The sequence below is a fragment of the Pseudomonas cimarronensis genome (genome assembly GCF_049331905.1).
Lineage (GTDB): Bacteria > Pseudomonadota > Gammaproteobacteria > Pseudomonadales > Pseudomonadaceae > Aquipseudomonas.
Genome location: NZ_CP186283.1, coordinates 271,023 through 290,124, shown reverse-complemented (window position 1 = coordinate 290,124; position 19,102 = coordinate 271,023). Strand labels below are relative to the sequence as shown.

Genomic DNA, 19,102 nt, shown 5'->3' with positions numbered 1-19,102 from the left:
GCCGATGTATGAAGCCTTCTTTGGTCTGCACGAAAAACCCTTCGCGCTGACCCCGAACACCGGTTTCCTGGTGCAGCTGGCGCCCTATCAGGCGTGCCTCAACCTGCTGCGCGTGGCACTCGGTGAGGGCGAAGGCTTTATCAAGGTCACCGGCGAAGTGGGCACGGGTAAAACCCTGCTCTGTCGTACGCTGCTCAATGAGCTGGATGATGCTCGCTATCAGCTGGCTTACCTGCCCAACCCCGGCATGAGCCCGGTGGGCTTGCGTCAGGCCCTGGCGCGCGAGCTGGGCATTGACGGCATTGAGGAACTGGATACCCAGGCCGTACTCGATGCCCTGCACCGGCGTCTGATCGAGCTGGCTGCTGCCGGCAAAAGCACGGTGTTGCTGATCGACGAAGCCCAGGCGCTGCCTACTGCCACCCTCGAGGCCCTGCGCCTGCTGACCAACCTGGAAACCGAGCAGGCCAAGCTGCTGCAAGTGGTGCTGTTCGGCCAGCCCGAACTGGATGCAACCCTGGCCCGCCCGGAGTTTCGCCAGCTGCGCCAGCGCATCACCTTTTCCTACCAGCTGCGTGCGCTGGACGAGAAAGACACCAGCCGTTACCTGAGTGAACGCCTGGCTGTCGCCGGTTATCGCGGCGAGCCGCTGTTTGATACAGCCGCCGTACGTCGTCTGGTGCGGGGCAGCGGAGGGATTCCACGGCTGCTGAACATCCTCGCGCACAAGGCACTGATGGTCGCCTTCGGTGAAGGTGCGCGGCAGGTGCGGGTCAGCCATGTCAAACGTGCGCAACTGGATACCGAAGGGGCGCAACCGTTCCTGCACCGCCGTTCACCCTGGCTGGGCTGGAGTATGGCGGCCGGAGCCTTGTCGATTGTTCTGGTGCTGGGGGCCTGGCCCTGGCTGGAGCACTGGCGGGAGTGGCTGCCATGAGCCTGGTCAACGACATGCTGCGTGACCTGGAAACGCGTCGCGCCGCGCCCAACGAACGTGTGCAGCTCGAAGGCTTGTACGCCGTGGATGAAGAGGCCGCTGCCCGCCGCGACCGTTTCGAGCGCATGCGTCGAGGCTCCATCTGGTTTATGGCGGTGATTCTGATTGGCGTGCTGGTCGGCCTGATGATCGGCCGCGTGGTCAAGGGTGTGCCGGATCTGGCCACCGTTACCCGCCCTGTGGCACCTGCGCCGGTTGTGCAACTGCCGGTACAGGTGCTCGATGTTCTGCCGCAGCATGATGCCCGTGGGCTGGTGTTGCAGCTCCTGCTGGACCGCAGCGTAACCTACCAGCGCAGTGAGGAAAGCGGTGCCGTCAGCCTGCGCCTGAAGGACACCCAGCTGGTCGGTGAGCCGCAACAGAGCCGTGTGCAGCGTGACGGGCGCAGCCTGTCCTGGCGCGTGGAAAACAAGGGTGCGGATGTACAGATTCTGCTGGTTGGCCTGGGTGACAGCCTGGATGTCCGCGATCGCCTGGAGGCTGCCGGTGATCGCTGGATGCTCTGGGTGGAAGTGCCGCTGAACACGGCGGTCGCGGTAGACGATGCGCCCCTGGCGCTGGAAAACCTGCCGCTTGCCGAGGCTGCGCCGGCACCGGTCGAGGCACCTATGCCGGCCTGGGTCAGCGCACCGCTGCCTGCGCCTGCCGCAGCACCGCCGGCCGCCGCTCAGCCGGCGCCAGCGGCCAGCGCCCCGCAGGTGAAGATTGCCACCCATCAGCCCGATCCTCTGACGCTGGCGCGGCAGGCCCTGCAGGACGGTGACAACGCGCGGGCGATCAGCCTGCTGGAACCCCTGCACAAGAGCCGCGGACAGGACCCGGACGTGTTGCGCTGGCTGGCCCGTGCCTACCTGGCTGCCGGCGACCAGCAGCGTCTGCTTACGTGGTTGCCGGCGCAGCTGGCGCAACTGCCCGATGACAGCGAGCTGCGCCTGTTGCTGGCGCGTGCGCAGCTACAGGCGGGTGATACCGAGGGCGCGGTGGCGACCCTGGAGCAGAACCCGCCGCGACTGGAGCAGGAGCCCACGTACTTTGCCCTGCTGGCGGCCAGCTACCAGCAGACCGGGCAGTGGCAGAACAGCGCTGAGCTGTACCGCCGCATGGTTGCCTTGCGCCCCAGCCAGTCAACCTGGCAACTGGGCCTGGCGATTGCTCTGGAGCAGCTTGACCAACCGGCCGAAGCAGGCCGCCATTACCGCCAGGCCCTTCAGGGGCAGGGCCTGGACGACAGCGCCCGGCGCTTTGCCAGTGAACGCGCCAAGGCGCTGGGAGGCCGTTGATGGCTGAAAGTGATATTCGTCAGCGCAAGGTGCGCTTGGGTGACCTGCTGATCCAGGCCGGTCTGCTCAGCGATGCCCAGCTGCAACTGGCACTGCAGGATCAGAAACGCACCGGCTCCAAGCTGGGGCGCACGGTGGTCGACATGGGCTTCGTTGATGAGGTGCGTCTGCTCACCGCCTTGTCCGAGCAGATGAAGATTCCGTTTATCGACCTCAAGCATTTCAAGTTCGACCAGGAACTGGTGCAGCGCTTGCCGGAGGCCATGGCCCGCAGGTTCCGCGCGCTGGTGCTGTCACGCGACGGCGATGGCCTGCTGGTGGGCATGTCCGATCCGCTCGATCTGTTTGCCCTGGACGAGATGGATCGCATCCTCAAAGTCCGCGTGCGCCCGGCGGTGGTGCGCGAGGCGGAGTTGCTGGCGACGCTGGATACGGTGTACCGCCGCACCAGTGAGATCGCCTCGATTGCCGGCGAGCTGGAAGGTGAGCTCAAGGACAGCGACTTCGACCTGTCCAAGTTGGGTGCCGACAGCAACACCGAAGCCCCGGTGGTGCGCCTGCTGCAAACCCTGTTTGAAGACGCCGTGCAGATGAAAGCCTCGGACATCCACATCGAACCGGATGAGGGCGTGGTGCGCATTCGTCAGCGCATCGACGGCGTGCTCAGCGAACAGGTGATGAAAGAGGCGCGCGTGGCCTCGGCCCTGGTGATGCGCCTGAAGATCATGTCCGGGCTGGATATTTCCGAGAAACGCCTGCCCCAGGACGGCCGGTTCAATATCCGCGTCAAGGGCCACAACATCGATGTGCGGGTTTCGACCATGCCGGTGCAGTACGGTGAGTCGGTGGTCATGCGTCTGCTCGACCAGACCGGCGGGGTGTCCACCCTGGAAGCCAGCGGCATGCCGCCGGACATGCTGGTGCGCTTTCGCCGCCTGCTGCAACGTCCGTTCGGCCTGGTGCTGGTCACCGGGCCTACCGGCTCCGGTAAAACCACCACGCTGTATGCCGGGCTGGCCGAGCTGAACAGCCCGGAGAAGAAGATCATCACCGTTGAAGACCCGGTGGAATACCGCCTGCCGCGCATCAACCAGGTGCAGGTCAACGCCAAGATCGACCTGAGCTTTGCCCGCGTGTTGCGCGCCGCGTTGCGTCAGGACCCGGACATCGTGCTGATCGGTGAGATGCGTGACCAGGAAACCGCCGAGATCGGCCTGCGCGCTGCACTCACCGGTCACCTGGTGCTCTCGACCCTGCACACCAACGATGCGCTGACCTCGGCCATGCGCCTGATCGACATGGGCGCCGAGCCGTTTCTCGTCGCCACTTCGCTGAATGCCGTGCTGGCTCAGCGTCTGGTTCGGCGGGTGTGCGAGAACTGCATGCAGGAGCACACCCCTGACGCCCGCCAGCTGGTCTGGCTGGAAAGCCTCTACAAGGCCCCGCTGCTCGGGCGCAGCTTCAAGCGCGGGGCGGGTTGTCATCAGTGTCACAACACCGGGTATGCCGGCCGGGTGGGCGTTTATGAGCTGCTGGAAATGGACGACGGCATGATCGCCGCACTGCGCCGCAATGATCCCCAGGGCTTTGCCGAGGCCGCGCAGGCTAGTGCCAATTACCGACCACTGGCCGCTTGCGCGCTGGATTACGCCCTGGCCGGGGTGACCAGTGTGGAAGAAGTGCTGAAGGTCTGCGCCACCCTCACCGATGAAGGGGTGGTCTGATGCGTAGGGCTAGCGCCTGGTACCGGGAGGTTGTGCGGTGAGCCAGTTTCACTTCACCGGCCGCGACGCCCAGGGCAGCAAGGTCAGCGGCAGCCGCGAAGCCGGCTCGGCGGACAGCCTGGCCAGCGAACTGCTGGCTGAACGCATTACCCCGCTGACCATCGAGGAGCAAGCCCAGGCCAGCGACAACGACGTATTCGCCCAGCTCAAGGAAAGCCTGCGGCGCAAACATGTCGATCTGGAAGAGCTGATTATCTTCTGCCGGCAGATGTACAGCCTGAGCAAGGCCGGCGTGCCGATCATCCGTGCGATTGGCGGCCTGGCTGAATCCAGCCGCAACCTCTACCTGCGTGAAGTGCTGCAGGCGGTGCGCAGTGATCTGGAAGGCGGGCAGGGCATGGCCGTGGCGCTCAACGCCCACCCCAAAGTATTCAACACCCTGTTTGTCAGCATGATCAGCGTCGGTGAAAACACCGGCCAGCTTGATCAGGCCTTCCGCCAGTTGTCGGTGTATCTGGAGCTGGAGCGCGAAACCCGCAAACGCATCAAACAGGCCACCCGTTACCCGCTGTTCGTGCTGTCGGCCATGGCGGTGGCGCTGGTGGTGATCAACCTGTTCGTGATCCCGGCGTTTGCCAAGGTGTTTGCCCAGTTCAAGGCGGATCTGCCCTGGGCCACGCAGATCCTGATCGGCACCTCGCAGTTCTTCCAGGATTTCTGGTGGCTGCTGGCGCTGCTGTTCGGTGGCAGCCTGTTTGGCTTTTTCAAATGGATCGAGACCGATGCCGGTGCCCTGAAATGGGACCAGATCAAACTGCGCCTGCCGATTGTCGGCGGGATTTTCGAGCGGATCGCTCTGGCGCGCTTCACCCGCACCTTCGCGATGATGTACCGCGCCGGCGTGCCGCTGTTGCAGACCCTGTCGATCAACAGCGCCAGCGTGGGCAACCGCTATATCGGCCAGGCGATTCTGGCCATGCGTGAAGGCATTGAACGCGGCGAGGCGTTGACCCGTACAGCCTCTGCCAGCGGCCTGTTTACCCCGTTGGTGTTGCAAATGATGGCCGTGGGTGAAGAAACCGGCGCACTGGACGACCTGTTTGTCGAGGTGGCGGATTTCTACGAGCAGGAAGTGGATTACGACCTCAAGCAGCTGGCCGATGCCATCGAGCCTATTCTGATTGTGGCCATGGGCATCATGGTGCTGGTGTTGGCGTTGGGTGTATTCCTGCCGATGTGGGAGCTGGCCTCGGCGGCCAAGGGTGGCCGTTGAGCGGTGAATACCAGCTGCAAGGGCGCGTGCGCCTGGCGCGTCGGCTCGGCTGGATGCTGACTGGTCTGATGCTGCTGGCGGTGCTGTTGGCCCTGGCCTGGCAGATCGTCCAGGTCAGTGAACGCCGTGCGCAGCAGGCCACCCGTGAGCATCTGGCCAGCAGCCTGGCGAGCCTCACGGCCGAGCAACTGGCGCAGGGCCGTTTGCTGACGCGCGGCATGCTGGTCGGTAATCCGTTCCTGTTGCTGCGCTGGCAACAGGACAACTACTGCGGCGAGCTGGCGCGTGGTGACACGCCCACCCGTGGCTGCTGGTACTGGTTGGCTGAGCCCGGTTGGGTGCTGTACCGCTGGCGCTTCAGTTACGGATGGGCAAAAGACTCGACCGAGCTGCAAGCCTATCGGGTGCAGGCGGTTTCTCAGGCTACAGCGACAGGTGCACACTGGCAGGGCAGAGGTCTGGCCCTTGAACTTCAGGCAGTACCCCAGGCGCAGATTGCCGCGCAGGGGTTGATTGAGTAGGAGAGCGCCATGCAACACAACCGGGGTTTCACCCTGATCGAACTGGTGGTGGTCATCGTCATCCTTGGCGTGCTCGCTGCGGTGGCCTTGCCGCGCTTTATCAACGTCACCAAGGATGCCCACGAAGCCGCCGTGCGCGGTGCCGGTGGGGCGCTGGCCTCGGCCGTGCTGCTGGTGCGCGCGCAGTGGGAAGTCAACCGCGGCAATGGCAACGACACCACGCCCAATACCGATGTGGTCGGCTTTGGCGACGGTACGGTGGACGTGAATGCCCAGGGCTGGCCGGTCGGCACCGCCGACGTCCTCAACTGCGTGCAGGTGTGGAATGCCATCCTGCAGGGCTCGGCACCGCGCGTCGGCACCGCCTCGACCCCGGCCAACCCGGTAGATTACATCGCCTCAGCCGCCGGCGCGGTCTGCACCTACACCTACCAGCTGGATGACCTCAACGACAGCATCGTCTATGACTCCAGCAACGGCACTGTGACCACCAACTTTGATCGCACCACCCCTTAACCCCTTTACTGCAATGAGGAAGTACCGATGAAGAAGCAACAAAGCGGTTTTACCCTGATCGAGCTGATTATGGTGATTGTGATTCTGGGCATTCTGGCGGCGTTTGCGTTACCGCGGTTTGCGGATTTCAGTGGGCAGGCACGTTTTGCTTCAATTAACGGTGCATTGGGCTCTGTTCGCTCTGCTAGTGCAATTGTGCACTCTGCTGCTATCGCAGCTGGACAGACCGGTGCCAATGGCTCTGTTACCCTTGAAGGGCAAGCGATTGCCCTGGTAAATGGCTATGCAACAACTGCATCTATCTTGACTGCAGCGCAGTTGAGTAATGATTTTGATACCACCACTACTGCTGGGACCATTACCTTGGGTGATTGCTCGTTCACCTATGCAGGTGCTGCCAATGCGGGTGACGGTGCTGTTATCTCTGCCATTACTGGCGGTAATGGTGATGCGGCAGCGAACCCGCCGGTTCCGGTTACCAGCTGCGGACCATAATCCTGATGCGTGGCTTTACCCTGATCGAGTTGCTGATGGTCATTGTGTTGATCGGCATTCTCGCCGCCGTGGTGGGGCCGCGTTTCTTTGATCGACAGGTGTTCGATGAGCGCCTGTTTTTTGAAGAAAGCCTGGCTGCGGTGCGTTACGGGCAGAAGCTGGCAGTGGCCAGTGGCTGCCCGATTCGCACCCAGATCAATAACGCGGGCTATGCGCTGACCTATGCGCAGGCCTGTGGCCCGTTGGCCGCCGGTAGTGCAGTGGCCAACCCGTCGGGTGGTAACTATGCCGCCAGCAAGCCGGAGAGCGTGACGATGACGACTGCTCTGGATATCACCTTCAATTCCCTGGGTGGCGCTGCCGGTGCGGCTAACACTGCCAATCTGGGCAACGGTACCTTTGTTTTGAGCGTCAACCCGGTTACCGGCTTTATCGGGACCACACCGTGAACGGGCGAGAGTCTGTGCGGGGTGGCCGCTGGTCTCGGCAGCGTGGGATGACGCTGGTCGAGTTGGTGATCACCATTGTGGTGATCGGCATTGCCGCCGCCGCGATGTTTTCAGCCATGGCCAGTATTACCGGCCGCTCGGCCGACCCGATGCTGCGTCAGCAGAGCTTGGCCTTGGCCGAGGCCTATCTGGAAGCCATCAGTGCTCGTGCTTATGCCAACTTACCGGCCGCTGCACAGGCCGCGCAAGCGGCACAGGACATCAATGGCAATACGATTTTGCCGGGTTATCAGGTAGCTGTCGGCGTCGATACCACGGTGACGCTGAATGGAACACCGGCAACCCGCATCCGCGTTACGGTCAGTGATCCGGGCGGGCAAACCCTAAGCCTCGACGGTTTCAGGACTAACTACAACTGATGCGCCGGCCAGCCTACATTCGATCAGCGGCCCGTGCGCCTGTGCCGGTGGCTTATACCGGCCACGGCTTTACCCTGGTTGAGCTGGTGATGGTGATCGCCCTCTCGGGTTTAGTGGCAGTAATGATTAGCACGGTGATGTCGCGGCCGATGCAGGGCTTTGTCGACCAGAGCCGCCGCGCCGAACTGGTCGATCTGGCCGCCACGGCGGTCAATCGCATGGCCCGCGACGTGCGCCTGGCAGTGCCCAACTCGGTGCGTATCAATGGCGGTGCGCTGGAGTTGTTGCGGGCACCGTCGGGTGGGCGTTATCGCGCCAATCTGGCGGGCGGTGTGCTTCAGGATCCGCCAGTGTGCGTTGTTTCGCCCTGCGCCATTCCCTTTGCCGGGCCGCTATTGCTACCGCCTAATGAATTGGTATTACCGGCTGACTTGTGGATGGTGATCTACAACGTTGGCAGCGCCGGGGCTGGCAATAACGTCTGGACGCCGGCGGCAGGCGCCCCCTCGGTGATCAGCCCACGAGTCAGCATCAGCGTGCAGGGCTCTGAGCTGCGTCTGACGGGAGCCGCCATTAATGGCTTTCGCTTCCGTTATGCCTCACCGCAGCACCGTTTCTTCCTTGCCGATCAGGTGGTGGGCTATCGCTGCGCCAATGGCCGGTTATGGCGTGGCGAATTTGACTCGCTGGCGGCCAACTATGACTACAGCGCTGCGGCGACCGTGGTCGATCAGGTGGATTGCGCCAACAGCAGTTTCACCTACACGCCGGGCACCAATATTCGCAGTGGTCTGGTGACGATTCGGCTGACGCTGAGTGCCAACGGCGAATCCATCAGCCTCTTGCAGCAGGTTCATGTCGACAATGCGCCCTGAACGAAATGAGGCCGGCTTTGGCCTGGTGGCGGCAATGTTTCTGATCATCATCGTGGCGTTGGTGATCGCCGCGATGGCACGTCTGGCGGTGACCCAGAATGCCACCACCAGCCTGGCCATCCAGCAGGCGCGGGCCTACCAGGCGGCGCGCGCGGGGATTGAGTACGGCATTGTCCGGGTGTTGGCTGACCAGGGCTGTGCGAGTTTCGCACTCGATGGTTTTCAGGTTGCGGTGACCTGCACACCATCGGCAGCGGTGGATATTCCCGAAGAAGACCGCCTGGCTGTGCAGTTCTTCAGCATTACGGCCCGAGCCGAGGCTGGTCAGCCGGGTAACCCGGACTATGCCTATCGGGAGATAACCTCGGTGGTGGAGCGCCCATGAATATGTACCTGCGTTGCGTGGTTGTCGGGCTGCTGCTGTTTAGCGGCAATGCGCTGGCAGTCAATTACACCCTGCCGAGCGCGACATTTTCTCCTTGTCAGGGCACCTGGACGGCTGGCAGTAACACCTGTAGTGGCCAGATCAGCTTTGCCAGCGGCGATACGCTGACCAGCAGCAGTGCGCTGACCCTGAGCGCCGATGGTGGTTTCGCCCTGCGTGGCAATACCATCGGTACGGCCAGCAACCCGATTACCCTGCAGGCCTCCTACAACCAGATCACCACTATCGCGCCGCATAGCGCGACCACCATCAACGGTAATGTCCGAAACGGCAGCGCGGCCATCACCCTGACCAACGTCACCATTAACGGCTTTATTGAAACGGCCAGCGGCAGCGTCACGCTGACAAACTCCAGCGTCTCGGGCAACGTCACGGGCACCGGTAATGGCAGCCTGAGCACTACCAATGTTGGCGGCAATGTGAGCTTTACCAACGGTTTGAGCGTCACGGGCGGCACCTTGTCCGGCTCGGCGAGTACCAATGGCAATGCATCCTTTACCAACACCACGGTGATCGGCGCCGCCACCGCAACCAACGGCATTACCGCCAGCAACAGCAATTTCAGTGGCACCATTACGGCCACCAACGGTGTCTCGTCCTTCTCGGGCGGCACCATCAATGCAAACATCAACGGTAACTGCTGCAAGATCACCATCAGCGGTGCCTATGTCACCGGCAATATCAGCTCCAGCAATGAGCTGGAGATCAACAACAGCACGATCACGGGTACTGTCAGCAACAGCAACACCATTACCCTCAACAACAGCACGGTGTACGGCAATGTCACGGGCGGCGGCTGGAACAGCTCCATCAGCGGCACCGGTAGCAGCAAGGTCTATGGCACCTGTTCGCCCAGCGTGACCACCCCGAGCAACTTGTGTGATGGCAGCCCGATCTCCAGCTGTTTTACCGACAGCTTCGACCGCGCCAGCCTGGGCACCGACAACTGGGCGGTGACCAGCCGTAACGGCAGTTTTGGTGTGCCCAGAACAGTGGGTAACCGCATGCGCCTGACGGATAACACCGGCAATGTGGCCACGGGGGCCACCCTGCAGCGTCTGTTGCCGGCCACTGGCAACTTTGTTCAGGTGCAGTTCAAGTACTACGCCTATAACGGCAACGGTGCCGATGGCGTGGCGGTGATTTTTTCCGATGCCTCGATCACGCCGCAGCCGGGCGGTTATGGCGGTTCACTCGGCTATGCGCAGTTGAACGGCACCAGTGGCTTTGCCGGTGGCTGGCTGGGGATTGCCCTAGATGAATACGGCAACTTCTCCAATCCGACGGAAACACGCATTGGCGGCCCCGGTTTACGCCGGGACTCGGTGTCCATTCGTGGCTCCGGCAGCGGCACCTCGAACTACCCTTACCTGGCAGGCACGGCAGCCAATCTCAATCCGGGTGTTGATGTGTCTGGCGCCACACCCGGGCCAGGGCATATCTACCGGATCACGCTGGACAGCCGCACGACGGGCAGCACACTGGTCTCGGTCGAGCGCAACACTGGCTCCGGTTTCAGCACCCTGATCGCACCCTTCAATGCCATGGCGAACGCTAACCAGGCGGCTTTGCCCAGCGACTTCTTCGTGTCATTGACCGGCTCCACTGGCGGTTCGAACAATATCCACGAACTGGATGACTTTCAGGTCTGCGCCACGCGGATCAACCCGATTGGTCAGCAGATTGACCACTTCGAATTTAGCTATGCCGGCCAGGCACTGACCTGTAATCCCCAGCCCGTGACGGTAAAGGCTTGCCTGAATGCCAGTTGCAGCAGCCTGTATACCGACCCGGTGAGCGTAACCTTGTCACCTACCACGGGTTGGAGCGCTGTGGCTCCTGCCACCTTGAGCGGTGGCAATGTTGTCAATTTTTCAGGCGGTTCTGCTGCGCTCCAATTACGCAGTGGCGCCGGTCAGGTGGTGATCGGTGAGACCACTTCTCTACCTGCAGCGCGGCCGCTGACACAGCGGGTGTGTTCGACCAGTGGTTGCAGGATCACGTTCAGCGACAGTGGCTTTCTTCTCAACGTCCCACATATGGTTGCTGGCAAACCTGTAGCGGCAACTATTCAGGCGGTGCGCAAGGCTGATAATGCTGCTGTTTGTGTCCCAGGCTTTGCCAATGTCACGCGTACAGTGGGGTTCAATGCTGTGTACGACAACCCAGCCACAGGTACTCGAGCTGTGGTGGTCAATGGGGTTAGCGTCGCTACAGCACCAGCGAGCCCCCCAAGTACGACGCCACCCACCGGGATCAGCCTGTCTTTCGACGCTAATGGGCGCGCCACTCCGAACCTGCAAGTGCGCTATGACGATGCTGGCCTGATGACACTGGCTGCCAGCTATACCGATACGACGGCCAACCCAGGAAGTAGCGGTCATCGGATGGTCGGTTCCACGCAGTTTATTGCACGTCCTGTTGGCCTCTGTGTTTACAGCGATACGGCCAACAGTGAGTGCGTTGCGGGCGACGCCAGTTGTTCGAAGTTTGTGGCAGCGGGCGACCCTTTCCGTTTGCGCGTAGGGGGCGTTGCTTGGCAGTCGGATACTGACAGTGACTTATGCACAGGTAATCTGAAAACGCCAAACTACCAACAGGTAGGAATGCCATTGCAGCCGGCGATTATCCTTAGCCATGCACTGATAGCGCCAAGTGGAGGCAGTCCTGGCAGTTTGGGTGAGACAGCGTTCGATATCGTCGCAGCTGATGCCGGTGAGAAAATTTTCACTACTCAGAGTATCTCCGAGGTCGGGGTTTTCACCATTACCGCGACGCCACCGACCAGCTATCTTGGAGGGCCGGGTGTAGGTAACAGCGACGGCTCGGTCGACAACTCGCGCGAAGTCGTTAGTACCAGCGCCAATATTGGCCGTTTCTATCCGGCGAGCTTCCTGCTGGACGACCCCAGCGTGAGCCCTGCGTGTAACAATTTCACCTATGCCGGATTGGTAGGTAAGGTCGGACCTCCGTTGCAGTTGGCCAAGACGGGGCAGCCGTTCTCCGTGAGTGGTGGGTTATCGGCGCGTAATCGCGCAGGTGATGTAACGACCAACTATGTGGGTAGTTTCGTCAAGCTGTTGGGCAGTGGCATTGTCTATACCGACTCAGGTGATAAGGGGGTGATTGCGTTTGGCAGCAGCAATATGAGCGCCGATCCAGCTGCCAACAAGCGCGGCTACCTCAATTACGTCACGACCAATATGACATACAGCTTTAATGAGCTTCGCGAGCCCTACAGGATGGCCACTCAGGTGGCTGCAACGGATAGCGATGGCGTCACCGGCAGTGTGGTCGATAAGGTGCCAAACCCCGTTACTGGTGAGCCAGATGAGCAGCAATTGCCGGATTTCCGTGTAGGGCAGGCTCGCATCGGAAATGCTCATGGTTCCGAGTTGGAGAACCTCGCTTTGCCGTTTTCTGTGGCTTATTTCGACGGCAATGGTTTCGCACCTAATCCCTTGGATAGCTGTACGGAGTTCACGCCCGCTGAACTGGAAGACTACCAACGCTCAGGGACGGGTAATGGGAGCCCCGCACTAGTCGATCAGCCCTATAAGGCATTGGCTGGTCGCGGTGAATACATATTGACGGCACCTGGTGAGAACAGTGCAGGTAGTCAGTGGGTGACTTTTGGCAATCCCGCACCCGAGTGGTTGCAATTCGACTGGAGCGAGGATGGTGTGTTGGACAACCCTAGCGGCCTCGCCACTTTCGGCATCTACAAAGGTGCTGCGCCACTGATCTTCCGGCGCGAGGTCTATCGCTAGCCGGGGCGGAAAGCAAAAAGGCCACCTGTTTAGGTGGCCTTTTTGTCTGCGGTGTAAAAGAGGGGAATCCCCGGCCTGCCTGTACCAAGGTCCCCAAAACTGGGATTACTTGAGTCTATGCAGGCTGTGTGCCAGTTTTATTACGTCGGCTGCAGGCCTCGTAAATGCTGGCTTTCAGGGTTTTTTAATGGTGGCGATGGGTACGTTGCCAATCCCGTGGATGAACCGCCGCTGTGCATTGGTGCGAGAGCGGTGCATTGCTCTGGAGCATTTTCGGCAGGTTTGCATGGGCCAAAGAAAACCGCTGCTAAGGACGCATGCCCGTCCGTTAAGCGATGTGCTGCCCATGGAATACTGAGATATGTAGGCGCGGGTTTTGCCTGCGCATCGCACGCATGGCGTGCTCCTACAGGTGAGCGGTGGGTGATGCGTGCCGCAGGTCAAGTCCGCGTAACCGATGTCGCGGTTACGCGGTCGCCATAACGCGTTAACAGGCCTTAGTCGTCGCCATCCTCGTCATCGGCGCTGTCGACGTTCATGCCCAGTTCCTTGATCTTGCGGGTCAAGGTATTGCGGCCCCAGCCCAGCAGCACGGCGGCATCGCGGCGGCGGCCGGCGGTGTACTTGAGCGCGGTTTCGATCATGATCCGTTCGAACGCCGGCACGGCAGAGTCCAGCAGGCTGGACTGGCCACGGCCCAGGGCCTGGTCGGCCCATTGGCGCAGCGCCTGTTCCCAGTTGCTCACCGGTGCACTTTCTTGCGGTTGGCTGAGCAGCTCCGGCGGCAGGTCGTCGATGTGCACTTCACGGCCGGAGGCCATGACGGTGATCCAGCGGCAGGTGTTTTCCAGCTGGCGCACGTTGCCCGGCCACGGCAGTTGTTGCAGGTAGTCTTCGGTTTCGCTTTTCAGCAGCTTGGGTTCTACCGCCAGTTCCAGCGCGGCGCGGCTGAGGAAGTGCCGGGCCAGGGTGGGGATGTCTTCACGGCGATCCGACAGGCGCGGGATGTGGATGCGGATCACGTTGAGGCGGTGGAACAGGTCTTCACGGAACTTGCCGGCTTGCACCAGGCTTTCCAGATTCTGGTGGGTGGCGGCGATGATGCGTACATCGACCTTCACCGGGGTATGCCCGCCAACCCGGTAGAACTCGCCATCCGCCAGTACGCGCAGCAGGCGAGTCTGGGTGTCGGCCGGCATATCGCCGATTTCATCAAGAAACAGCGTGCCGCCGTCGGCCTGCTCGAAACGACCACGGCGCTGGTTGGCCGCGCCGGTAAAGGCGCCTTTTTCATGGCCGAACAGCTCGGACTCCATCAGGTCTTTCGGAATCGCCGCCATGTTCAGCGCGATAAACGGCGAGGCCGCGCGCGGGCTGTGGCGGTGCAGGGCATGGGCGACCAGTTCTTTACCGGTACCGGATTCGCCGTTGATCAGCACGGTGATGTTGGAGTGCGACAGACGGCCGATGGCGCGAAACACCTCTTGCATCGCCGGCGCTTCGCCGATGATTTCCGGGGTGCGCGGCTGCTCGACGGGGGCGGCCAGGCTTTGCTGCTCCTGGGCGTGCTGGTTGGCGCGCTTGACCAGGGACACGGCTTCATCAACGTCAAACGGTTTGGGCAGGTATTCGAAGGCGCCGCCCTGGTAGGAGGCCACCGCGCTGTCCAGATCGGAATGCGCGGTCATGATGATCACTGGCAGGCGCGGGTACAGCTCGCGGATACGTGCCAGCAGATCGAGGCCACTGGCGCCGGGCATGCGGATATCGGAGATGATGACATCGGGTTGTTGGCGGCTCAGACGGGCGAGTACACCGTCGGCGCTGTCGAAGCTCTGGGTGGTCATGCCTTCCTGTTGCAGGGCCTTTTCCAGCACCCAGCGGATGGAGCGGTCGTCATCGACAATCCAGACGGTTTCACTGCGGCTCATGACGGCGTTACTCCTTGTTCCAGCGGCAGGAAGATCGAGAACACGGTGTGGCCAGGGTGGCTCTCGCACTCGATCAGGCCTTGATGCTGACTGATGATGTTCTGGGTAATGGCCAGGCCCAGGCCTGTGCCATCGGCACGCCCGCTGACCATGGGGTAGAAGATGGTTTCCTGCAGCTCGGGCGGAATGCCAGGGCCGTTGTCGATGATCTCGATCTTGGTCACCAGGCGATGGCGCGTATGGCCAATGGTGAACTGGCGCAGGGTACGGGTACGCAGGGTGATGCGGCCCAGACGCAGATCACTTTGCGCAGCCAGGGCCTGCATGGCGTTGCGCACGATATTCAGCACGGCCTGAATCATCTGTTCACGGTCGATCAGCACGTCCGGAATGCTCGGGTCATAGTCGCGCACCAAAATGATGCTACCCTGGCTTTCCGCCTCCACCAGGCTGCCGACCCGCTCCAGTACTTCGTGCACGTTGGTCAGCGCCAGGGAGGGCAGCTTGTTCGAGCCGAGCATGCGGTCGACCAGATTTCTTAACCGGTCGGCCTCCTCGATGATCACGTTGGTGTAATCCTTCAGGCTTTCTTCCGGCAGCTCGCGAGCCAACAGCTGGGCCGCGCCACGGATGCCACCGAGCGGATTCTTGATCTCGTGAGCCAGGCCGCGCACCAGCATCTTGGTGGTTTCCTGCTTGGACAGCTGCGCCTCTTCCTTGGTGATGCGCAGCAGACGGTCGCGCGGGTGCACTTCCAGCAGCAGCAGGGTCTCGCCACGGTTAAGCACTGGGGTGACGGCGTAGTCGACAGTCAGCGTCTGACCGCTGATCGAGGTCAGTACGGCTTCACGCTTGTTGAACGGATGAGCGTGCTCGACGGCCTGGCGCAGTGCGCTGAGTGCCTCGCTGGATTCGGTAAACAGCTCGCTGATGAATTGCCCGTGACTGCGTTGACCACTGACGGCCAGGAGCATCTCCGCTGCCGGGTTCATGTACTCAAGACGCAGGTCGTCGTTGAGCAGCAGCGTGGCAGTGGTCAGGTTGTCCAGCAGCAGGCGGTGCAGCGCGTCATTGATGATCATATGGAATGTCGCAGGCCCTTGGGTTCCGGCAATGCCGCTGGAAAATGCAAGAAGCAAACCAAAGCCCCGAAAAGAAGCGTGTTTGCCTATGGAATGTCGCGAATAGGCTGCTTTTCAGCGCAGCAGGGCGCTGTGGCGCGACCCAAAACAGGGAGAGTATAGAAATGCAGCGCACCTGATTGCACCTTGTTGGTGCGTCAGGGTTTTTGTCGCTGTATTGGCGCACTCATTCGCCGCGTTCAGCCTGCTGCAACCGGTGGCTGGATGGCGCTGCTATCAGAGGAAGGGTACGAAAGGGATGTCTTTCTTTTCCGGCGGTTTGTCCTTGAGCGGACACTCCGGGCGTACGCCGTAGTCGGCCTTCTTGCAGGGGTTGACCATGCGCTTCTGCGCCAGGGAGATGCGCAGCATATGGAAGGGTTGGCTGGGCGTGCGCTCGATGATGCGGCCTTGCGAGTCGATGATCTCGACTGCCAGCTGATGGGTGCCGCGGTCGATATTTTCCAGCGGGAATACCGGACTGCTGCCCACTTCGCCGACCTGTACGCCATCCAGCAGCAGGCGGTAGCTGTGCTGTGGGTAGAGATTGGGCTCGCTGTTGACGCTGACGATCAGGTTGCCGGCGCTGTCGCGGATGGTGGCATCCGGTTGTGGCACCAGAATGCGCAGCAGGCTGTAGCGCAGCCCAGGTTCTGGTGGTGCAGCCATGACCGGTGCAGTCGGCACCGGCGTGGCCGGCATGGCGTTGCTTGGCGCCAGTTCGACGCGTTCGGCATTGCCGGACTTGGGCTTGTCGGTAAACACCCGGTTACCGTCGGCATCAATGTAGGTATAGACCTGTGCCAGGCTGGGCAGAGCGAGCAGCATCAGGCTGCACAACAGCAGAGTACGCATAGGTCAGGTGGCTGGCTTCGGCTTGGGTTTGGGGGGCGGCGGTCGCAGTGCCGGGCTGCTGGTATTCACCCGTTGCACGGTGAAGGTCACCGTGGGGCTCTGCTGGATGGGCTTGCCTGCACTCAGCACTTCCACTGCCAGGCTGTGTTCGCCGCGGTCGGCGTTGCTCACCTGCAGGCGTGGCGCGTTGCTGAGCTGGCCATGGGGTTTGCCGTCCAGCAGTAAACGCAGCAGGTGGTTGCTGGCCAGGCGCGGTTCAATTGCCACGTCGACAGTGAAGGTGCCGTTATTGGCGCGCAGTGCTTCATCGCTGGGCAAGCCGGTGAGTTGCAGGTTGCTGTAGGGGGCTGCTGCCGTGCCGCTGTCGGTCGGTGTGCTGGGCGCTGGGGCGGCGGGTACGGCCATGGTCACGCTATTGGTTTTGGGCAGTTCGACGTTCTGCGTCGCCTGGCCTTCCGGCGGCTGGTCGGTGAATACCGTATTGCCGTTGGCGTCGGTGTATTTGTAGATATGCGCGCCGGCCGGCAATGCCAGGCCCAGCAGCAGGCAGATAAGTAGAGGGCGCATGCCTGACTCTCCTTAATAAGGTGCCCTAAGCCTTGCACCGGTCGCGCGCGCTGGCAAGCGCCGAGCAGCGACATTGTGATACGGGAGGTGAAAGCGTGAATGTTCCGCAAGGTGCGCGCAGCACAACCTGCGGGTGCAGGCCGATAGTGCGCAGCTATAAAAAAGCCCCGCCAGGCAGGGCCGGGCAGGGCTTTCGAACGCACCGCAGGGCGGCGCGAGTCTGGCTTAGACGCTGTAGTACAGGTCGTATTCCAGTGGGTGTACGAAGGTGCGTACTTTGATTTCTTCTTCGGATTTCAGCTCGATGTAGGCATCGATGAAGTCGTCGGAGAACACGCCGCCTTTGGTCAGGAACGCACGGCCCTTGTCCAGCTCTTCCAGGGCTTCTTTCAGGCTGCCGCACACTTGCGGGATCAGCTTGCCTTCTTCTGGTGGCAGGTCGTACAGGTTCTTGTCGGCAGCATCGCCAGGGTGGATCTTGTTCTGGATACCGTCGATACCGGCCATCAGCAGCGCAGCGAAGGCCAGGTACGGGTTGGCAGCCGGATCCGGGAAGCGCGCTTCGATACGGCGAGCTTTCGGGCTGGAAACGTATGGGATACGGATCGAAGCCGAACGGTTACGCGCCGAGTAAGCCAGCATGACCGGAGCTTCGAAACCTGGGACCAGACGCTTGTAGGAGTTGGTCGACGGGTTGGTGAAGCCGTTCAGGGCCTTACCGTGCTTGATGATGCCGCCGATGAAGTACAGAGCGGTATCGGACAGGCCGGCATAGCCTTCGCCGGAGAAGGTGTTCTTGCCATCTTTGGAGATGGACATGTGTACGTGCATACCCGAACCGTTGTCGCCGTACAGCGGCTTCGGCATGAAGGTAGCGGTTTTGCCGTAGGCATCGGCCACGTTGTGTACGCAGTACTTCAGGGTCTGAACTTCGTCAGCCTTGGCAACCAGGGTGTTGAACTTCACACCGATTTCGTTCTGGCCGGCAGTCGCCACTTCGTGGTGGTGAACTTCGATGACCAGGCCCATTTCTTCCATGGCATTACACATGGCAGTACGGATTTCGTGGTCGTGGTCGCACGGCGGAACTGGGAAGTAACCACCTTTGACGGCTGGGCGGTGGCCCTTGTTGCCGCCTTCGACGTCCTGGTCAGTCATCCAGGAGCCTTGCTCGGAGTAGATCTTGAACATCGAGCCGGAGATGTCCGACTTGAACTTGACCTGGTCGAAGATGAAGAACTCAGGCTCCGGGCCGACGAATACGGTGTCGCCGATGCCGGTGGTTTTCAGGAACTCTTCAGCGCGCTTGGCGATCGAGCGTGGGTCACGATCGTAGCCTTGCATGGTGCTCGGCTCGATGATGTCACAGACGATGATCAGGGTCGGCTCTTCGGTGAACGGATCCAGTACGGCGGTTTCGTCAACCGGCAGCAGGATCATGTCGGAGGCTTCGATGCCTTTCCAGCCATGGATGGAGGAGCCGTCGAACATCTTGCCATGCTCGAAGAAGTCTTCGTCCAGCGCGTCGCGTGCCGGCATGGTCACGTGGTGCTGTTTGCCCTTGGTGTCGGTGAAGCGCAGGTCAACCCACTTCACGTCGTGTTCTTTAATCAGTTGAATCGACTTCGACATGCTGTCCTCCAGGTGGATAAGGCTCGAATTGTGAGCCCTCAATAGTACGGTACGGCCGCCGGCATACTCCGCCAGGGCATCCTGCCTCACAAGGGAGCAAATTGCATGCCAGTGCACAGGAATGGGTGTAAGCCCTGAAACTCAGGGCTGGCGGGGGCTGCGCAGCGCTGCTCAGGAAATATTTGCACCGTTATAGGGCGTGCAATTTGTGGCGCGCTCTTTAATGGTGCGT

At 61.4% G+C, this 19,102-nt stretch carries 17 protein-coding genes; 12 read left to right on the top strand and 5 right to left on the bottom strand.

From position 1 onward, the window contains the following. Positions 1 to 4 precede the first annotated feature (4 nt). Genes ACOCLD_RS01295 through ACOCLD_RS01240 form a run of 12 tightly spaced genes read left to right on the top strand, consistent with a single transcriptional unit; the run spans position 5 to position 12,764 of the window. The gene (locus tag ACOCLD_RS01295; protein WP_422910559.1) at positions 5 to 937 is read left to right on the top strand and encodes an ExeA family protein; all 933 of its coding nucleotides are present in this window, start codon (positions 5 to 7) and stop codon (positions 935 to 937) included. Beyond that, positions 934 to 2,277, top strand: coding sequence for a tetratricopeptide repeat protein (locus ACOCLD_RS01290; protein ID WP_422910558.1), 1,344 nt, complete (start codon positions 934 to 936; stop codon positions 2,275 to 2,277). Before ACOCLD_RS01295 ends, ACOCLD_RS01290 begins: the two co-directional genes overlap by 4 nt. Then, positions 2,277 to 4,001: a GspE/PulE family protein gene (locus ACOCLD_RS01285; RefSeq protein ID WP_257779059.1), complete on the top strand. Its 1,725-nt coding sequence runs from the start codon at positions 2,277 to 2,279 to the stop codon at positions 3,999 to 4,001. Before ACOCLD_RS01290 ends, ACOCLD_RS01285 begins: the two co-directional genes overlap by 1 nt. Positions 4,002 to 4,038: 37 nt before the next feature. Continuing rightward, on the top strand, positions 4,039 to 5,274 hold the full coding sequence (locus ACOCLD_RS01280) for a type II secretion system F family protein (protein WP_233685450.1): 1,236 nt from the start codon (positions 4,039 to 4,041) through the stop codon (positions 5,272 to 5,274). Further along, on the top strand, positions 5,271 to 5,795 hold the full coding sequence (locus ACOCLD_RS01275; protein WP_422910557.1) for a hypothetical protein: 525 nt from the start codon (positions 5,271 to 5,273) through the stop codon (positions 5,793 to 5,795). Before ACOCLD_RS01280 ends, ACOCLD_RS01275 begins: the two co-directional genes overlap by 4 nt. Before the next feature lie 9 nt (positions 5,796 to 5,804). Then, a complete protein-coding gene (locus ACOCLD_RS01270; protein ID WP_308219335.1) occupies positions 5,805 to 6,311 on the top strand; it encodes a prepilin-type N-terminal cleavage/methylation domain-containing protein in 507 nt (168 codons plus the stop codon). Between the two features lie 27 nt (positions 6,312 to 6,338). Further along, positions 6,339 to 6,806: a pilin gene (locus tag ACOCLD_RS01265; protein WP_422910556.1), complete on the top strand. Its 468-nt coding sequence runs from the start codon at positions 6,339 to 6,341 to the stop codon at positions 6,804 to 6,806. Positions 6,807 to 6,811: 5 nt separating this feature from the next. Further along, positions 6,812 to 7,255: a type II secretion system protein gene (locus ACOCLD_RS01260; protein WP_422910555.1), complete on the top strand. Its 444-nt coding sequence runs from the start codon at positions 6,812 to 6,814 to the stop codon at positions 7,253 to 7,255. Positions 7,256 to 7,302: 47 nt separating this feature from the next. Beyond that, a complete protein-coding gene (locus tag ACOCLD_RS01255; RefSeq protein ID WP_422910554.1) occupies positions 7,303 to 7,674 on the top strand; it encodes a type IV pilus modification PilV family protein in 372 nt (123 codons plus the stop codon). Further along, positions 7,674 to 8,549 carry a PulJ/GspJ family protein gene (locus ACOCLD_RS01250; protein ID WP_422910553.1) on the top strand — a complete coding sequence of 292 codons (876 nt, stop codon included), beginning with the start codon at positions 7,674 to 7,676 and terminating at the stop codon, positions 8,547 to 8,549. The genes ACOCLD_RS01255 and ACOCLD_RS01250 overlap by 1 nt, the downstream gene beginning before the upstream one ends. Further along, on the top strand, positions 8,539 to 8,934 hold the full coding sequence (locus tag ACOCLD_RS01245) for a pilus assembly protein MshP (RefSeq protein ID WP_422910552.1): 396 nt from the start codon (positions 8,539 to 8,541) through the stop codon (positions 8,932 to 8,934). The genes ACOCLD_RS01250 and ACOCLD_RS01245 overlap by 11 nt, the downstream gene beginning before the upstream one ends. Continuing rightward, entirely contained in the window at positions 8,931 to 12,764 is a 3,834-nt protein-coding gene (locus tag ACOCLD_RS01240; RefSeq protein ID WP_422910551.1) for a DUF6701 domain-containing protein, read from the top strand. The genes ACOCLD_RS01245 and ACOCLD_RS01240 overlap by 4 nt, the downstream gene beginning before the upstream one ends. Positions 12,765 to 13,261: 497 nt before the next feature. Here the strand turns inward: ACOCLD_RS01240 and ntrC are convergent, their stop codons facing one another. The 5 genes from ntrC to glnA form a co-directional block, all read right to left on the bottom strand. Beyond that, on the bottom strand, positions 13,262 to 14,695 hold the full coding sequence (ntrC, locus tag ACOCLD_RS01235) for a nitrogen regulation protein NR(I) (RefSeq protein ID WP_422910550.1): 1,434 nt from the start codon (positions 14,693 to 14,695) through the stop codon (positions 13,262 to 13,264). Next, on the bottom strand, positions 14,692 to 15,777 hold the full coding sequence (glnL, locus tag ACOCLD_RS01230) for a nitrogen regulation protein NR(II) (RefSeq protein WP_374529427.1): 1,086 nt from the start codon (positions 15,775 to 15,777) through the stop codon (positions 14,692 to 14,694). Before glnL ends, ntrC begins: the two co-directional genes overlap by 4 nt. A gap of 276 nt (positions 15,778 to 16,053) precedes the next feature. Beyond that, positions 16,054 to 16,671: a DUF4124 domain-containing protein gene (locus ACOCLD_RS01225; protein ID WP_422910549.1), complete on the bottom strand. Its 618-nt coding sequence runs from the start codon at positions 16,669 to 16,671 to the stop codon at positions 16,054 to 16,056. Between the two features lie 3 nt (positions 16,672 to 16,674). Then, entirely contained in the window at positions 16,675 to 17,238 is a 564-nt protein-coding gene (locus ACOCLD_RS01220) for a DUF4124 domain-containing protein (RefSeq protein WP_422910548.1), read from the bottom strand. Between the two features lie 225 nt (positions 17,239 to 17,463). Continuing rightward, on the bottom strand, positions 17,464 to 18,870 hold the full coding sequence (gene glnA, locus ACOCLD_RS01215; protein ID WP_233685439.1) for a glutamate--ammonia ligase: 1,407 nt from the start codon (positions 18,868 to 18,870) through the stop codon (positions 17,464 to 17,466). Positions 18,871 to 19,102 lie beyond the last annotated feature (232 nt).

Excerpts from the sequence above, each read along its gene's own strand:
- ACOCLD_RS01295 (WP_422910559.1), top strand. The coding sequence starts at position 5 with ATGTATGAAGCCTTCTTTGGTCTGCACGAAAAACCCTTCGCGCTGACC.
- ACOCLD_RS01290 (WP_422910558.1), top strand. The coding sequence starts at position 934 with ATGAGCCTGGTCAACGACATGCTGCGTGACCTGGAAACGCGTCGCGCC.
- ACOCLD_RS01285 (WP_257779059.1), top strand. The coding sequence starts at position 2,277 with ATGGCTGAAAGTGATATTCGTCAGCGCAAGGTGCGCTTGGGTGACCTG.
- ACOCLD_RS01270 (WP_308219335.1), top strand. The coding sequence starts at position 5,805 with ATGCAACACAACCGGGGTTTCACCCTGATCGAACTGGTGGTGGTCATC.
- ACOCLD_RS01265 (WP_422910556.1), top strand. The coding sequence starts at position 6,339 with ATGAAGAAGCAACAAAGCGGTTTTACCCTGATCGAGCTGATTATGGTG.
- ACOCLD_RS01260 (WP_422910555.1), top strand. The coding sequence starts at position 6,812 with ATGCGTGGCTTTACCCTGATCGAGTTGCTGATGGTCATTGTGTTGATC.
- ACOCLD_RS01255 (WP_422910554.1), top strand. The coding sequence starts at position 7,303 with ATGACGCTGGTCGAGTTGGTGATCACCATTGTGGTGATCGGCATTGCC.
- ACOCLD_RS01250 (WP_422910553.1), top strand. The coding sequence starts at position 7,674 with ATGCGCCGGCCAGCCTACATTCGATCAGCGGCCCGTGCGCCTGTGCCG.
- ACOCLD_RS01245 (WP_422910552.1), top strand. The coding sequence starts at position 8,539 with ATGCGCCCTGAACGAAATGAGGCCGGCTTTGGCCTGGTGGCGGCAATG.
- ACOCLD_RS01240 (WP_422910551.1), top strand. The coding sequence starts at position 8,931 with ATGAATATGTACCTGCGTTGCGTGGTTGTCGGGCTGCTGCTGTTTAGC.
- ntrC (WP_422910550.1), bottom strand. The coding sequence starts at position 14,695 with ATGAGCCGCAGTGAAACCGTCTGGATTGTCGATGACGACCGCTCCATC.
- glnL (WP_374529427.1), bottom strand. The coding sequence starts at position 15,777 with ATGATCATCAATGACGCGCTGCACCGCCTGCTGCTGGACAACCTGACC.
- ACOCLD_RS01225 (WP_422910549.1), bottom strand. The coding sequence starts at position 16,671 with ATGCGTACTCTGCTGTTGTGCAGCCTGATGCTGCTCGCTCTGCCCAGC.
- ACOCLD_RS01220 (WP_422910548.1), bottom strand. The coding sequence starts at position 17,238 with ATGCGCCCTCTACTTATCTGCCTGCTGCTGGGCCTGGCATTGCCGGCC.
- glnA (WP_233685439.1), bottom strand. The coding sequence starts at position 18,870 with ATGTCGAAGTCGATTCAACTGATTAAAGAACACGACGTGAAGTGGGTT.